The sequence below is a fragment of the Acinetobacter gerneri DSM 14967 = CIP 107464 = MTCC 9824 genome, from assembly GCF_000368565.1.
Classification (GTDB): domain Bacteria; phylum Pseudomonadota; class Gammaproteobacteria; order Pseudomonadales; family Moraxellaceae; genus Acinetobacter; species Acinetobacter gerneri.
In genome coordinates, this window is sequence record NZ_KB849543.1 from 482,838 (window position 1) to 498,431 (window position 15,594).

The window sequence follows — 15,594 nt, forward strand, 5'->3', positions numbered from 1 at the left end:
AGAATTCTTAGATTAGTTTTAAAGAAGCTCGCCAAATAGGCGGGCTTTTTTGATATCTTTATCTCAAAGAATTATTGATAATATTATGTAAATATATTCACTTTTATATTGAATATTCCATTAATTTTATGTTTAGATGAGACAAGCAATTTTCATCATCGCTAAAGGGAAAAATTATGGCGTTAAATGTTGATGCAGCAGTTGAAAGTATTCACACGATGCATGTTTTAATTGAAAAAGTATTTAATGGAACTGGAAATGATGCAGATTTGGCTGCATTAACTGATTATTTTACCAATGATTTTGAAATGGTCGGTGCAGCTGGTAAGCGCATTTCATTTGAACAAGTCAAAGGTTTATTTGCCAACAATCAAGGTAAAATGCCTGATATCAAGATTGAAACCTATGATGCAGAAGTACTCATGCAAAGTGTAGATTCGATTGTATTAACCTATACAGAAAAACATACTAAAGATTCAGGCATTTTGATCCGCCGTTCATGTGCTTTGATCGTTGAAGAACAAGGCAAAATGCTTTGGCGTTATCTCCAAGAAACCTTTTTAGCTTAAGCTTTAAAAGCAAAAAACCAGATCGAAATCTGGTTTTTTTATCTCTGCTTATGAAGCAAATCTACCTGACTGAAAGTCTTGAAATGCTTCTACGATTTCAGCCTCAGTATTCATAACAAAAGGTCCATGTGCAGCGATAGGTTCATTGAGCGGTTCACCACTGACGATCAACAGTTTACTATCTTCTAAACATTCGATATTTAAAAGATCAGCTTCATGGCTAAGATACACTGTTTGTAAGCGTGAAAATTCTTGTTCAGCTATTTTCACTTTACCGCTCAAAACGAAAACTAAACTATTCCAGTTTGGGTTAAGTTCAAAAGTTTCAGTTGCACCAGCGGCCAGTCTGACATCAAACATATTGATTGGACTAAAGGTTTTTGCAGGACCTTTTACCAAACGATTTGCTTGTTTATATTGACCTGAAATTACTCGAACTATCCCGTGATTTTGCTCAAGTTTGATCTCGGGAATATTGGCTTCGGTGAGCTCTTGATAGCGGGGTTCTGTCATTTTTGCATGACTCGGTAAATTGACCCAAAGTTGGATCATATCCAAATTGCCGCCATTTTTAGCAAAGTCTTTTGAGTGATGTTCAGCATGCAAAATACCACTACCTGCTGTCATCCATTGCACTTCATTTTTACCGATTGTGCCATGATTACCTTTAGAATCACGATGTTCAAGTTCGCCATCATAAACAATTGTTACAGTTTCAAAACCACGATGGGGATGCATACCTACACCACGTTGATGCGTACTAGGACTAAATGAACGACTTTCAGTATAACCCATGACCAAAAGTGGGCTAGTTGCATTACCCATTTCTTGCATAGGTAACATCGAATTTGTTGGGAAGCCGTCACCGACCCAAGTACTACGATTACTGCTATACACTTTATCTATCATTTTCATTGTTTTTTCCTCAATTCGTTTCGTATTATTTGTTATGATTGAGCTGATCTTTATGATTTAAAGCACAGAAAGTACAACAGTTTATTCTAAAAATGAGACAATCATGCAAAACTTAAATGATTACTATTTTTTTGCTCAAGTTGTGAAATATCAAGGTTTTACAAAAGCGAGTGAAAATTTGGGTATAACAAAATCAAAATTGTCTCGTCGAATTTCTGATTTAGAAGATCGTTTAGGTGTACGCCTGATCCAGCGCAATACTCGAAAATTTACAGTGACAGAAGTTGGGCAACAATTTTATGAGCATTGCCAAAAAATATTACAAGAAGTAGACCAAGCTGAAGATTTTATTCAAAGTACGATGACAGATGAGCCTGTGGGGCAACTCAAAATCACTTGTCCTACCGCTTTGGTACAAATGCCCGTCGGTGATTTTGTCGCTGACTTTATGCAAAAATATCCCAATGTTCATGTGCAGTTAATAGCAACAAATCGCCGTGTGGATTTGATTGAAGAAAATGTAGATTTTGCAATCCGTGTACGTAATACACCTTTGGATGATAGTGATCTCATCGTTAGAGAGTTAGATGCATGGGAACATGTATTGGTGGCAACGCCAGAGTTTTTTAAACAGCATAAGCGTCCAAATTCACTTGAAGATTTAAGTGACTTACCAAGTATAGGTTTTCTTGCTCCAAAACAAGTTTGGATGTTACAGAAATCTGATGAACAACGAATTTTTCATGACATCGAATTTCAGCCTCGGCTTAAAACTGACAATTTTACCGCGATGAAATCTGCAATGCTGCGTGGAGTAGGTATTGCATCTTTGCCTAAAGTTTATATTTATGAAGAACTAAAATCTGGTCAAGTGGTTGAAGTGTTACCTGAATGGCGCTTGCCTAAAGGTGTGATTTATTTGGTTTACACTTCACGCTTTGGAATGGTTCCAGCATCACGTCTTTTACTTGAACATTTACTTGAATCTTTTAAACATTTAGATCTCAGGGAAGCCAGTAAAAGTTGCTCTTATACGAATGAAAAAAATTGATTGCTGAAGTAGATCTAAAGCTAAAAATTTAAACTAAACTGGGGAAACTTCCTATTTTAGTCTTGATAAATAAGCCTAAAAAGCAAAATTTTTATAAATTTAACCACAATAAAAAAATCTGCTTATGAATGAATACACAAGCAGATTTTGATATTTACACAAGACTTAACCCAAATGGTTGATAAGACTTTTAAAGCAAACTTATGAGCAAGTATAACGAACCACATGTAAGGTACTAGGGCGAGTATTTAAGGCTGCGTCAGTCGCCATGTTACGGTTATTGCTCAAATCTGGCGTATTTGATAAACCAACAGATGTTCTAGAATGTCCTAACTGGACACCGTAGTTCTGTTTTTCAGCAAGTTGTGGATTCGGTATTTCATTTACACTGAGTACTGCAATTTTATAAGTTTTACTTGGACCTAATACCTTTTGGCATGCGCGCTGTAATTTTGCACCATCAAGATCACGATCAGCACGTCCAGCAAGGGTATATGCAAGTGTTGCTGAGTTTTGTGATTGGTTCTCAATTTGATAACCAGTCACTCCATTGTATTGACGTGGTGTGGTTTGACAGGCAGTTAAACCTAAAGCAACAATCCCTAAACCCATTAATGCAATTTTTTTCATCTTTGAAAGTTCCAGCGCTATTATTTACCCGAGTATGCCACAGCTTTGAGCTTTTTACGATGTTGATTTTGCCCTAAAAAACTTGAATATTCTCAAAAAAAATAGCTCGATTTTTTTAGAATCGAGCTATTTTATTGAACATTTTCAATCAAGAAAACAAATCAATCATCAGTAATTAAGCTGTTTTTCTTGGTGTCTTTCATAAAGACATAAGTAATCAATGAAAGCCCAATCATAAAGGTGATGTAATAGAAGAAATAGTTTTCATGACCTGCATTTTTAAAGCTTAAAGCCACCAATTCTGCAGTACCACCAAAAATAGTATTGGCAAGTGCATAAGGCAATGCTACGCCAAGCGCACGGATATGTGGCGGAAATAATTCAGCTTTTACGACCGCATTAATTGCTGTATAGCCAGTCACGATGATCATCCCACTCATACATAAGAAGAATGCAGTCGTGCTATCCGTTGTTGAGCCTAAAAGTTTGAAAATAGGTACAGTAAACAGTACACCCAACACACCAAACGCAATCATAATTGGTTTACGACCAACTTTATCTGAAAGTGCACCAACAGCAGGTTGGATCAACATAAAAATAAAGATCGCTGCGGTTGTGATTTCGGTCGCTGTAGATTTATCAAAACCAGAGGTATTGACCAAATATTTTTGTAAATAAGTGGTAAAAGTATTGAAGGCTAGAGTACCACCAGCAGTCAACATGATCACAGTGAAGGCTTGTTTTGGATATTTTGTAAATAAAGCCATTGCACCAGATTTAGGACCACCTGATTTTGCTTGAGCTTGAGCATCTTTAGAAGACTGAGTTTCAACTAAGCCGCGACGAATCCAGAACACCACAATCGCAAGTAAAGCCCCGATCAAGAATGGAACTCGCCATCCCCAAGTGTGCAATTGTTCTTCGCTTAAAGTGTGTTGTAAAACGATCAATACACAAAGCGCAATCAATTGACCCGAAATCAAGGTGACATATTGGAAACTTGAGAAGAAACCACGGTGATTTTTGCCCGCCATTTCTGATAAATAAGTCGCACTTGAACCATATTCACCACCAACACTCAAGCCTTGTAACAAACGAGCAAAGAGGAGTAGACCCGGTGCCAACATCCCAACCGAATCATAAGTTGGCGCACATGCAATGATCAAAGAACCAATACACATCAAGGAAACAGAAAGGGTAAGACCTGCTTTACGTCCTTTACGGTCAGCATAAATCCCCATAATCCATGCACCGATTGGGCGCATTAAGAAACCGAGAGCAAAAACCGCTGCAGCTTGAAGAAGTTTTACAGTGTCATTTCCTTCAGGAAAGAAAACAGGCGCAAAATATAATGTAAATGCAGCATAAACATACCAGTCATACCATTCGACTAAGTTACCTGCTGATCCACCTAGGATAGATTTGAAACGAGTTTTTCTATCAAGTTGCGATGCAGCAACTTGAGGCGATGAATTTGACACAACAATTCCTCAAAAGAATGTTGGAAAATTCAATTCATAAATAGATCAGTTTTAAGAAAAATTAATGAAATGAATTTTGAACGTGTGGAATGGGAGAAACAAAAGTTTACAAAAACGTTATACGCCCATGCATTTTGAAGATTTATTAGACCTTAGTCTTAGGTTTGATTGATATATATACATTTAGTTTTTCTAATGAAAATTGAAAATAATGCGTTTAATTTATCTTATTCAAAACTATTCAATTTTTAAATAAACAGCGCTGTATTTGTCATATAGCTTTATTCAATAAAGCGAGTGATATTTCAACTAAAAAAGTGTGATATTTCAATTAATGCTTTAAAAATTTATTTTCGTTTTAGAAAATCTTTGTTCATAATATGAAAATGATTTGGATAAATATAAATAAAATCTAGGACAAGATATGCATTACCAACAAAGGCATCAGCAAATATTAGAAAAAGTGCAGTCTGAAGGTTATCTCAGCATAGATGAATTGTCTGCATTTTTCGTAGTGACCCCGCAGACGATTCGTCGAGATATCAATCAGATGGCTGAACAAGGGCTGCTTAAACGCTATCATGGTGGAGCTGCTGCCATCGAATCTAGCGTGCAGAATATAGCCTATCAGGATCGAAGCAACCAATTATTGGATGAAAAAGAACGTATCGCACGAACATTGGTCAAGTATATCCCTGATTTTGCTTCGTTATTTATCAATATTGGAACCACGACTGAAGCGATTGCACAGGCATTACTTCAGCATAAAGGCTTAAAAATAATCACAAATAATATCAATGTTGCCAAAATATTAAGTGAAAAATCTGATTTTGAAGTATTAATTGCCAGTGGTCGAGTAAGACCAGATGGAGGGGTAATTGGGCAAGCAACCGCAGATTTTTTTAAACAATTTAAAGTCGATTTTGCCATTATTGGCATTAGTGGGATCGACAGCGATGGCACATTATTGGATTTTGATTTCCAAGAGGTCTGTGTTTCCCAAGCCATTATCCAAGGGGCTAGGCAAGTTTTCTTGGCAGCTGACCATAGTAAGTTTGGACGTCATGCCATGATGAGATTGGGAAGTTTAGATGATATTGAAATGTTATTTACAGACAATGAACCTGATAAAAATATGGTAGATCAAATAGATCAATGTGGTATCAAATTGGTTGTGGCAAATTGATGCAAAGCGTATTCAACATTCACATGAAACATTGATCGAAAATTGTAACTTTCATTAGATTTGCTAGAAAATGCTGTAATTTTGAGCTATTATTTTCATAAACGAAAATAAAAGAACATTTACGGTGATAAATATGCGCATATCCTCAGCTGATCAAAATAAGGTATATGATCTTTTGGTGATTGGTGGCGGTATTAATGGTGTGGGTATTGCCAATGATGCGGCTGGGCGAGGTTTGTCCGTATTTTTATGTGAAAAAGATGATTTTGCAGCACATACTTCTTCTGCTAGTAGTAAATTAATTCATGGTGGTTTACGTTATTTGGAACATAAAGAATTTCGATTAGTACGTGAAGCTTTAGCCGAAAGAGAAGTATTACTTAAAAAAGCACCACATATTATTCGTCCTTTACGCTTTATCATGCCGCACCAACCGCATTTAAGACCTGCTTGGTTGATTCGTACAGGCTTATTTTTCTATGACTATTTAGGTAAACGTGAAACATTGGCAGGGTCCAATAACGTATTTTTTGATCCTGAAAAAAGTCCATTAAATAATGAAATTTCACGTGGTTTTGAATATTCAGATTGTGCAGTTGATGATGCTCGCCTTGTTATTTTAAATGCTATGCAAGCCCGTGAAAAAGGCGCGACATTGGTGACAAGAACTCAATGTATTGGGGCAAAAAAAGACAATGGTATTTGGTTGGTTGATTTACAGGATCAACAGGGTATTTATAGAATTCAAACAAAAGCCTTAGTCAATGCTACAGGTCCGTGGGTCGCAAACTTTATCCAAGACCAGTTAGCTCAGCAACCAGAGTACGGGATTCGTTTGGTGCAGGGGAGTCATATTATTGTTGAAAAATTATATGACGGTGACAAAGCTTTTATCTTGCAAAATAATGATGGTCGGATAGTATTTGCGATTCCATATCTTGATCAATACACCCTTATCGGTACAACTGACCAAGAATATCATGCTGATCCAAACCAAATTGAGATCACAGATTTTGAGATTGATTATCTCATCCGTGTTAGTAATGAGCATTTTAAAAAGCAAATTTCACGTGAAGATATCGTGCATACTTTTTCAGGGGTTAGACCGCTCTGTGATGATGAATCAGACAATCCATCTGCTGTAACACGGGACTATACTTTATCGCTTTCAAAGCAAGAAACAAATGATCCTGTGCTGCTTTCTGTTTTTGGTGGCAAATTGACAACCTATCGCAAACTTGCAGAATCTGCGATGCATCAATTACATCCTTATTTTAAGCAAATGCGCGGTAGCTGGACCAAAGATGCGCTGTTACCCGGTGCAGAAGATTTAGAGTCGATCGCACAGCTGATTGAAAAAATAAAAGAAAAATTGCCTGAAATAGATGAGTTGCTTGCTCAGCGTTGGGCACATCAATATGGCACTCGAGTATTTGAAATGCTGAGAAATGTACATAACTTGACAGATCTGGGTGAAGAAATTGCTCATCAATTGTATGAAAAAGAAATTGAATATTTGATTGATTTTGAATGGGCAATTTCAGCCCAAGATATTTTATGGCGACGTACTAAGTTGGGAATGAAATTTACTTATTCCGAAACTGAGGATTTAGAACAATGTTTAATAAAACTGCACCGTTTACGTGTAAAAGAGCAAGCAGCTTAAAATTGCTATGAAAAAAACGCGCCATTAAGCGCGTTTTTTATTGAGTGAATTTTATTGTTTATTTTCAGTGAGCTCTAAAGCACGTTGATAAGCAATTTTCTTTTTGATTCCCGTTAAGTCAGCGACCAACTGAGATGCTGCTTTTACAGATAAATCTTGTAAGAGTCGAGTGAGGAGTTGATCTAACTTTTCTTGAGAGAGATCTTTTTCTTCAGCTGCTCCACCAATCACTAAAACAATTTCACCTTTTTGTTGGTTGTGATCATTTTCAATAAATTCAACCAGTTGTTCTAGTGTCATTTTTTTGATTGTTTCAAAGGTTTTCGTGATTTCACGGGCAAATCCAACAGGACGGTCTGCGCCAAAAACCTGAACCATGTCTTTTACACATTCTAAAATACGATGCGGTGCTTCATAAATGATCATGGTTTGTGTTTCATGTTTTAATCTTTCAAGATGAATCAAACGCTGTGACTGTTTAGAAGGCAAAAATCCTTCAAAACTAAAACGATCACTTGGTAAACCTACCGCAGATAAAGCCGCGATTGCTGCACAAGCACCCGGTACAGGTGTGACACGTATCCCATTTTCCTGTGCTGCACGTACCAGTTTAAAACCAGGATCGCTAATCAAAGGTGTACCAGCATCACTAATTAATGCAATGTTATCGCCATTTTTGAGTTTTTCTATTAAAATATTGATCTTATTAGATTCATTATGATCATGGCATGCGGTTAATGGGGTCGCTATGTTATAATGTTTCAATAATTGAGCAGATTGGCGCGTATCTTCTGCCGCGATTAGAGATACTGACTTTAAAACGTCAATAGAACGAAAAGTCATATCATCTAAGTGCCCAATTGGGGTTGCTACAACAAATAACTGAGCACTCATTAGGTTTTCTCCATGATAAATATAAAGATTAAAATATTTTGTGCATTGATTTTTTGCGGGGTTTCGCAAACTTATGCAGACATTCTTATCATTTTACCCGAATCAGGCCCTATGGCGCGAGCGGGTGAGAGTGTTAAACAAGGAATTATCAAGGCACGCTTTGATTCTAACTCAAAGATTCCGATTCGTTTTGTTGATTCGAGTAAAACGTCTTTAAAGAATATTTTAAAAAAAAATGTCAATAAAAAGACAGAATTAGTCATTGGTCCTTTGGCTTTGAATGAAGTTGAGGAGCTGATGGTGCTTAAGCCAAAAGTTCCGATTTTGGCTTTAAATCAAACGAATAAAAATGAAGCGAATATCTATCAATTTAGTTTGGCTAAACAACAAGATGCCAATGCTTTGGCTAAAGTGATGATCAAAGACAAAATTAAAAAATTGTTGGTCTATCGTGAGGAATCTTCAAAAAAAGAAACTGAACAATTTTTAATGGCGCTGATCGCCGAGCTTCCAATTAAGGTCGAGGTATTGGATCAATATCCACAAAAAATGAAATCCAAAGAAGGGCTTTTATTGTTAGGTCATAATAATTGGTTGATGCAAGCAGTCAATTTCCCAAAGAAAAATATCTATGTTCAGGCACTTACTGTTGATGAAAGTGCCTTACCTGTTGGTGTGAAATATTGTGATATTCCCGCACTTTATGAAAATACTGAAAAGCAAAAATTAAAAAGCTATCAAGATCAAGAGACTTCTAGTGCGTATAAACGTCTTATTGCTTTTGGGCATGATTCTTGGAAAATTGCAGAGTTCATCATGGATAAATCGAAATCACATAGAATTGATTTTGAAGGGATGACGGGGCATATTGTAATTGAAGCGAATCAAATTACGCGAACACCAGAATGTTATGAACAGTTGAAAAATGTGTTACGACGATTTTAGGGGAATAACGTGACTAAAAAACTGGGTGATTGGGGCGAGGAAAAGGCAGTCAATGTGTTGAAACAAGGTGGCTATCAAGTTTTGGCGCAAAATTATTTTTCTCGTTATGGTGAAATTGACATCATTGCTTTATATGAACAGAGTTTATTGTTTATAGAAGTCAAAACACGTTCTAAAACGGGTTATGGCTCTGCAAATGAAGTTATTTCAAAGTCAAAGCAAAGTAAAATTATCAAAACTGCACTATGTTTTTTGGAAAATAACCCGCAATATTCAGACTTTGCGTGTCAATTTGATGTGATTTGTATTGATTTTTATCAAGATGTTGCAAAAAAGGTACAGCAAGATATGTCTAAACTTATCTATGATCTAGAGTGGGTTGAAAATGCATTTACTTTGGATCAAGAGTTATTTACTCTGTAGCTTATTCAAAAAATAAATGCTCGAAATAGAAAAGCTTGAAGCATTTAGATGGGAGTTTTATTTAGTGTTGAATCGTATTGCGGTGACATTGCTTTGTGTAGCAAGTTTATCGGGTTGTGCAAGCTTGATTTCTAAAGGTACAGGCTCAAATCCTGTGGGTACCGAGAGTGGTGTACGCTCTTTGGGACAAGTCTTTATTGATTCTTCGATTGAACGTACTGCCAAAATCAATTTATATAAATTGGATGCTCGATTTAAACAGTCGCGTGTCAATATTATCAGTTTCCATAGTAATGTGCTTTTGACAGGACAAGTTCCTGATGAGCATTTAAAACAGCTCGCTGAAGACAATGTGCGTTCGATGAGTGATGTCAAAGCAGTGCACAACTATATTACGGTTGGTCCTCAAATTGGCTATTCAACGATTATGCAAGACGCGGGTGTAACAGCAAATACGCGTGGTCTGATCATGCGTGCACCTGTGGTATCGGACAGTAAAGTATCCATCCATACTGAAGATGCTGTGCTTTATGTTATGGGGCGTTTGAATACTGGTGAGATTGCAGATTTGACGCAAGTTTTGCAAAAAGTAGGTAATGTGACCAAGATCGTAACTTTGGTCGACAATACTGATCAAGCCTCTGCTGGTACACAAAATGCATCCTTTGTACCTTCTGGTGGTGCTTCGACTCAACCCTTAGAGCAAACTCCTGTGGCAATTGATCCTCAAGCTCAAACGGGCGCTGGTACAAATAATGCTCAATAGCCATTTCAAATCAATCCAAAAAGCATTTTTAGCCAAGGCAGAATTGGCTAAAAATCGCTATAAAGATTTTCGATATTATGACATTCCAAGTTATGCGATAAATGGTTTAACACCTAAAAAAGGCTATGTCTTACAACAAAATATTGCATTTGGACTGAAAGCCAGACAACGTCTAGATTTGTATAAATCAAACAAACCCCATGCAAAAAAGCCGCTGATCGTTTTTGTTTACGGTGGTGCGTGGACGCATGGCGATAAAAGTTCTTATAAATTCCTCGGCGAAGCTTTTGCCAAAGAGGGCTTTGATGTTGCGATCGTCAATTATCACCTTGCCCCTGAGTATATTTTTCCAAGTTACGTTGATGATATTTCACTGGCACTCAATTATTTGCAGCAAAATGCTGAAAAATTGAAAATTTCCACTGAAAATACCATGTTAATGGGGCATTCAGCAGGTGCATTTAATGTCATGTCGTTGATGTATCAAGCACAGGCTTATCATAATTTTAATCAAGCGCATATCAAGGCAATTTTTGGAATTTCAGGTCCTTATCATTTTGATTATAAAGGAGACCCAATTGCTCAAGATGCTTTCGACCAATCGATTCCTTATGCTGAAGTGATGCCTTATTATTTTGTAGATAAGAATCACGTGAAACATTATTTATTTTTAGCTGCAAATGATCTCGTAGTCAAAGATCAAAATACTTTGGATATGCATCAAAAGCTGACTGAAGTAGGCAATCATAGTGAAATCATTCGTATTGCAAAAACTGGTCATAAGTCGATTATTGGAAGTGTTTCCAGTCTTTTTAGCCGCTTTTTTAGTACTAAGTCTGAAATTTTAAAACGAATGAATGAAGTACTTGATCAATCATAAATTCAGCATAGATTTATATAAAAAAGATGCCTTAAGGCATCTTTTTCGCATTGATCACATGATCAATCATGGCATGCGCAATACTTCCTGAAAAAGGTGTTTCAGGTAATTGATCAAATTTGAAGAATTGAGCATCACTGATTTCTTCTTCTTGTAAAACGATCTCACCAGATTCATATTCAGCTTTAAAAGCTAACATGAGATTGCTTGGAAATGGCCAAGGTTGACTTGCAAGATATTGAATGTTTTTAACTTTTAAGCCTACTTCTTCAAGAGTTTCACGAGAAACTGCTTCTTCTAGGGTTTCGCCTACTTCAACAAAGCCTGCAATAAGACCGTACATATTGCTTTTATTATTTGCATTTTTTGCCAATAAAATCTCATCCTCACCACGTGTAATCACGGTAATAATACACGGTTGTACGCGTGGATATTGATGATAGCCACAAGCAGGGCAAACCATTGCATATTCAGTCTTATGAACTTCAGTTTCGTGTCCGCAATGGCTACAAAATTTATGGTTGCGTCGCCATTCGAGAAGTTGCACGGCACGGCTCGCTTGTTCAAATTGCGCTCGCGTCCATGAGCTAATCAGTTGTCGGATGGGAACAAGTTGATATCCTTCTGGAATTTGTTCTTCATCTAATAAATCTCTGGCGATCACCTGATCACCAGAGCTAAAACTTAAATCATTTTCTAATTTTTCGACTTGTGGAAGTTGTAAATTTTCATCTACAAGGAGTTGATGGTGACGAAAGATATAGGCAAGTGATAATTTTGACATTTGGCTCAGTGTTTTAAATTATGGCTACTCGCTAATGCTACATTAAACATAGAATGTAAAATAGGTTGTTTATTTTGCAAATTGTCAATCATCAGGTCTAAACTCGCTAAAACATCTAGTATGTGCTCGATATGGATTGATGAAAGATCAATATTCTTGTGAATTTTCAACAAAATAAAGTTTGAACAATCAATTAAACTCTGTTGTAAAACCTGAACATTTACAAAGAGCGCAGCCCCACTTAATTCTTTTAAAGCGATTTGGCTTTTATTGAGCAATTCTGTATTTGGTTCAGATAGATATTGCACAAGATTTTTATGGGTTTCTTCGATGAGATTTTTACTTTCACTACAGAGTACCTCATAGGCATGATCTAAATGATCCAGTGAGATTTGAGTATTATTCACTTTAATTTTTATATGATTCGAAGTGTAATTTCTTTCTAAAATATCTAAAAAATTGATCGCATTTAAAATAGATTTCATCATGTTTTTTAGAAAAGTCTCATTTTCTTTGATATTTTCCAAAGTGATGTTTTGGTTGAGTTGTTTTAAATCATGATCAATATTTTGTAAATTGAGCACTGAAAATATATTGGAAAGTTGTTGTATCGAGAGCTTAATCTTTTCGACTTTTTCTGCTGTCATATTTTGATAATTATATTCAACATCACGTGAAATAGTTTTTAGTTCAAGGCTAATCAATTCTACGACTTTATGAATGGTTTCATAATCTGGACCATAAAGTTGTTTGGCAAATATCGTAAGCTGAATATCCGTTAATATCTCATCTCCAATTTTTAATTCTTCTCGGATCGTTTGAGAGGAGGGATGTTCTAGGCTGATCGCAAGGCTTAATGCATTTGCAAGGTCGTGTGAAGTGACTTGGAATTGCTCAGGATGCTGGTAGAAAAGGGCGATATTTTTTTCGATTTCTATCAAGCTGCGATAGCGTGGTTGATTTAGTGCAATTTGTTCAAAATTTTCAAAAACTAAATTGAGAATTTTCCAATAGTGCTTACTCGGTAATTCATGCGAATGTAGAACTAAATATTTACCGACAATCTCTAAGCCTTGTAGGTCTAAATCAGATTCTTGTTGTTGTAGAATGTTGTTTAAACAGTATTTATAAAGTTTATGGATATAGATCGTTTTTTCTAAGTCAGTAATCTGACTTTGAGGTTGATATTTCAGTTTGGAAATATCGTAATTTTCTAGTTTAGCACCTTCACTGCTAATGGGTTTTTTTAAGGCAATTTCTAAAACATTTAGGGTATCAAGTAAAAATTGTGGAACGTGAACTTCTCTTAGGCAGATGAAACCAATATATTTTTTGAGCATCGTCGTGCCTTCGGTGAGCGCTACGACTTGATCAGTTTTGATATCTGCAGGGTTTTGCATGATTTTTTGCATCAATTCTGCTGAATAAGCTGCAATATTTGCCAATAAAGGCATTTCTATCAGGTGTAGAACTTGGGCGCATTGTTTGATTTGGATAAGTGCATCGTCTATTCCAAAGGCTAATGTTTTATCTTCGACCAGATGCTCGACAGCATTTTCTACAAGTTGGATTGAATTTTCAACTTCATTTTTGATCATCAATAAACGGGTCGGATCAAAATGAATAGATGTTTGGTAAGACATAAATCTGCACCATCCCCAATAAAATTTTGTATAAATCAATTTATCTTTGACCACTGATTTTGTGGTCTTTTATAGCTTTGATTTACTATAACTGAAGTCGGGGATGTGTGTAGATTTATTCCTGCTTTTTACAGAAAATTATTTGGCAAAAATACAAGGTTCTCCGTGTTTTTCTGCAAATTTTTTGACCCAGTTCTCATGTGCTTCGAGTTCTTCTGGGCTTGGTAAAATGACGGGTAGATCAATTTGAATCGCTTGGCGAATATTTTGACTATGACTTTCATCTGAGGATTGTGACAGGGCATCTATGTCAAATGAGACCTGTCCACCTGTCATCGCTAGATAGACATCTGACAAAATCTCAGCATCGAGCAAGGCACCGTGGAAGGTACGATCGCGTTGCACAATTTCATAACGTCTAACCAACGCATCTAAGGAGTTCTTTTGCCCCGGATGTTTGCTTTTTGCAAGTGCTAATGTATCAGTTACTTCGCAGACTTCAGAAAGTGCAGGGAGTCCAGCACGTTTGAACTCCATGTCTAAGAAGTTCATGTCAAAGCTTGCATTGTGTGCAATGATTTCAGAGCCTTTTAGGTATTCAAATAAGTCTTGAGCAATCTCTTGATATTTGGGTTTATCTTTGAGGAAATCATCGGTGATACCGTGGACTTCGACCGAATCACCGACTTCTTTTTCTGGGTTGATGTAGATATGAATCGAACTGCCGGTCAATTTTCGGTTGATCATTTCGATTGCACCCACCTCGATGATGCGATCGCCATCTTGATAATAAAAACCTGTGGTTTCTGTATCGAGAATTAATTGGCGAGGTCCATAGGCTTCGATCGTTTGTGGTGTAATCACGATGGCAGGATGGACGTTGCTTTGCGCATGGGTCATTGGGGTTGGATCTTCTTCTTGTGTACGAGGTTCATTTTCAGGATCAAAATGCTGCTCTTGAGCTAAGTCTTGTTCAAAAACTGTATTTTCTACTTCAAGACTTGCTTCGGCATCTTGTGCATCTATATTTTCAGCTTCTAACAGTGTTTCATTTTCACTGTCATCATCATCTGCAAAACCTAAACCAAAGGGATCGTTTAGTAACCAATCATCCTCTTTTTTTTTAGGGTCAGCCATTGATGGGGCAGGTGTTTGCGTTGTATTTTTAATTTTGGCTAAGGTTTCGTCTGCACCTTGGTTGGCGAGTTGATCTGCCATTTCGTTACCCGCATGACCAGCATGACCTTTGATCCAGTTCCACTCGATTTCACGGCCTTGGCAAATACTGTCTAATTTTTTCCAAAGGTCAGGATTTTTGACGTCTTTCCAGTTTTTCTTTTTCCAGCCTTCGATCCATTCGGTGATACCACGTTTGACATAGTTAGAATCTGTCCAAATGATCAATTTATCTTCGGGTGAGCAAAAGGCAATGCCTTCAATCGCTGCAGTTAATTCCATGCGATTGTTGGTGGTTTCAGGCTCACCACCACATAGTTTATGTTGCTCAGTTTCGCTAATGATGTATGCACCCCAGCCGCCTAAGCCCGGGTTACCGCGACAGGCTCCATCAACATATAGTGTGATTGTTTGCGACATACACAAATCCTAACGTAAATTTGGGTTGAACAATAAACTCAGAAATCTTATTGTATACGCAAATCTGACATTTTCAGTGTGCGATCCTGAGTTTTTTTTAATGTCTTGTAACATTTGTCTTCAAATCGCGTTAAATTCGTCTTGTATCGACGACAAGCTCTACTA

15 protein-coding genes are annotated in these 15,594 nt (G+C 36.8%); 8 read left to right on the forward strand and 7 right to left on the reverse strand.

Translation table 11 applies throughout. From position 1 onward, the window contains the following. Positions 1 to 176: 176 nt before the first annotated feature. Positions 177 to 569, forward strand: a complete 393-nt coding sequence (locus tag F960_RS10490) for a hypothetical protein (RefSeq protein WP_004863787.1) — start codon at positions 177 to 179, stop codon at positions 567 to 569. A gap of 48 nt (positions 570 to 617) precedes the next feature. Here the strand turns inward: F960_RS10490 and F960_RS10495 are convergent, their stop codons facing one another. Further along, positions 618 to 1,484 carry a pirin family protein gene (locus tag F960_RS10495; RefSeq protein ID WP_004863792.1) on the reverse strand — a complete coding sequence of 289 codons (867 nt, stop codon included), beginning with the start codon at positions 1,482 to 1,484 and terminating at the stop codon, positions 618 to 620. Between the two features lie 103 nt (positions 1,485 to 1,587). On the opposite strand from F960_RS10495, the gene F960_RS10500 reads away from it, so the two are divergent. Then, a complete protein-coding gene (locus tag F960_RS10500; RefSeq protein WP_004863796.1) occupies positions 1,588 to 2,535 on the forward strand; it encodes a LysR substrate-binding domain-containing protein in 948 nt (315 codons plus the stop codon). A gap of 201 nt (positions 2,536 to 2,736) precedes the next feature. Here the strand turns inward: F960_RS10500 and F960_RS10505 are convergent, their stop codons facing one another. Both F960_RS10505 and F960_RS10510 read right to left on the reverse strand, forming a co-directional pair. Next, on the reverse strand, positions 2,737 to 3,165 hold the full coding sequence (locus tag F960_RS10505) for a hypothetical protein (RefSeq protein ID WP_004863800.1): 429 nt from the start codon (positions 3,163 to 3,165) through the stop codon (positions 2,737 to 2,739). Between the two features lie 161 nt (positions 3,166 to 3,326). Continuing rightward, the gene (locus tag F960_RS10510; protein ID WP_004863803.1) at positions 3,327 to 4,646 is read right to left on the reverse strand and encodes an MFS transporter; all 1,320 of its coding nucleotides are present in this window, start codon (positions 4,644 to 4,646) and stop codon (positions 3,327 to 3,329) included. A gap of 424 nt (positions 4,647 to 5,070) precedes the next feature. Between F960_RS10510 and F960_RS10515 the strand changes: the two genes are divergently transcribed. Both F960_RS10515 and glpD read left to right on the forward strand, forming a co-directional pair. Beyond that, positions 5,071 to 5,832 (forward strand): DeoR/GlpR family DNA-binding transcription regulator, encoded by a 762-nt coding sequence (locus F960_RS10515; protein ID WP_004863805.1) that lies wholly within the window; start codon positions 5,071 to 5,073, stop codon positions 5,830 to 5,832. 133 nt (positions 5,833 to 5,965) lie between these two features. Then, positions 5,966 to 7,498, forward strand: a complete 1,533-nt coding sequence (gene glpD / locus F960_RS10520; RefSeq protein ID WP_004863809.1) for a glycerol-3-phosphate dehydrogenase — start codon at positions 5,966 to 5,968, stop codon at positions 7,496 to 7,498. A gap of 51 nt (positions 7,499 to 7,549) precedes the next feature. On the opposite strand, the gene rsmI is transcribed toward glpD, so the two are convergent. Further along, on the reverse strand, positions 7,550 to 8,392 hold the full coding sequence (rsmI, locus tag F960_RS10525) for a 16S rRNA (cytidine(1402)-2'-O)-methyltransferase (RefSeq protein ID WP_004863813.1): 843 nt from the start codon (positions 8,390 to 8,392) through the stop codon (positions 7,550 to 7,552). A gap of 12 nt (positions 8,393 to 8,404) precedes the next feature. On the opposite strand from rsmI, the gene F960_RS10530 reads away from it, so the two are divergent. The 4 genes from F960_RS10530 to F960_RS10545 all read left to right on the forward strand — a co-directional run bounded on the left by F960_RS10530 (position 8,405) and on the right by F960_RS10545 (position 11,406). Then, positions 8,405 to 9,337, forward strand: coding sequence for a penicillin-binding protein activator (locus tag F960_RS10530; protein WP_004863815.1), 933 nt, complete (start codon positions 8,405 to 8,407; stop codon positions 9,335 to 9,337). Positions 9,338 to 9,346: 9 nt separating this feature from the next. Further along, on the forward strand, positions 9,347 to 9,760 hold the full coding sequence (locus F960_RS10535) for a YraN family protein (RefSeq protein ID WP_004863818.1): 414 nt from the start codon (positions 9,347 to 9,349) through the stop codon (positions 9,758 to 9,760). A gap of 64 nt (positions 9,761 to 9,824) precedes the next feature. Next, positions 9,825 to 10,526: a BON domain-containing protein gene (locus tag F960_RS10540; RefSeq protein ID WP_035372766.1), complete on the forward strand. Its 702-nt coding sequence runs from the start codon at positions 9,825 to 9,827 to the stop codon at positions 10,524 to 10,526. Next, positions 10,516 to 11,406, forward strand: coding sequence for an alpha/beta hydrolase (locus F960_RS10545; protein WP_004863825.1), 891 nt, complete (start codon positions 10,516 to 10,518; stop codon positions 11,404 to 11,406). The genes F960_RS10540 and F960_RS10545 overlap by 11 nt, the downstream gene beginning before the upstream one ends. Positions 11,407 to 11,437: 31 nt before the next feature. Here F960_RS10545 and nudC read toward each other — a convergent pair whose 3' ends face one another. From nudC to dnaQ, 3 genes are all read right to left on the reverse strand, one after another. Then, complete coding sequence (gene nudC / locus F960_RS10550) at positions 11,438 to 12,190, reverse strand: NAD(+) diphosphatase (protein WP_004863827.1); 753 nt, start codon at positions 12,188 to 12,190, stop codon at positions 11,438 to 11,440. 5 nt (positions 12,191 to 12,195) lie between these two features. Next, positions 12,196 to 13,833, reverse strand: a complete 1,638-nt coding sequence (locus F960_RS10555; RefSeq protein ID WP_004863831.1) for a hypothetical protein — start codon at positions 13,831 to 13,833, stop codon at positions 12,196 to 12,198. A 138-nt stretch (positions 13,834 to 13,971) separates the two neighbouring features. Further along, positions 13,972 to 15,429, reverse strand: coding sequence for a DNA polymerase III subunit epsilon (gene dnaQ, locus F960_RS10560; RefSeq protein WP_004863834.1), 1,458 nt, complete (start codon positions 15,427 to 15,429; stop codon positions 13,972 to 13,974). Positions 15,430 to 15,594: the final 165 nt, after the last annotated feature.

Coding starts and splice junctions, on each gene's coding strand:
- F960_RS10530 (WP_004863815.1), top strand. CDS start 8,405: ATGATAAATATAAAGATTAAAATATTTTGTGCATTGATTTTTTGCGGG.
- glpD (WP_004863809.1), top strand. CDS start 5,966: ATGCGCATATCCTCAGCTGATCAAAATAAGGTATATGATCTTTTGGTG.
- F960_RS10500 (WP_004863796.1), top strand. CDS start 1,588: ATGCAAAACTTAAATGATTACTATTTTTTTGCTCAAGTTGTGAAATAT.
- F960_RS10555 (WP_004863831.1), bottom strand. CDS start 13,833: ATGTCTTACCAAACATCTATTCATTTTGATCCGACCCGTTTATTGATG.
- F960_RS10545 (WP_004863825.1), top strand. CDS start 10,516: ATGCTCAATAGCCATTTCAAATCAATCCAAAAAGCATTTTTAGCCAAG.
- F960_RS10515 (WP_004863805.1), top strand. CDS start 5,071: ATGCATTACCAACAAAGGCATCAGCAAATATTAGAAAAAGTGCAGTCT.
- F960_RS10490 (WP_004863787.1), top strand. CDS start 177: ATGGCGTTAAATGTTGATGCAGCAGTTGAAAGTATTCACACGATGCAT.
- dnaQ (WP_004863834.1), bottom strand. CDS start 15,429: ATGTCGCAAACAATCACACTATATGTTGATGGAGCCTGTCGCGGTAAC.
- F960_RS10495 (WP_004863792.1), bottom strand. CDS start 1,484: ATGAAAATGATAGATAAAGTGTATAGCAGTAATCGTAGTACTTGGGTC.
- nudC (WP_004863827.1), bottom strand. CDS start 12,190: ATGTCAAAATTATCACTTGCCTATATCTTTCGTCACCATCAACTCCTT.
- rsmI (WP_004863813.1), bottom strand. CDS start 8,392: ATGAGTGCTCAGTTATTTGTTGTAGCAACCCCAATTGGGCACTTAGAT.
- F960_RS10505 (WP_004863800.1), bottom strand. CDS start 3,165: ATGAAAAAAATTGCATTAATGGGTTTAGGGATTGTTGCTTTAGGTTTA.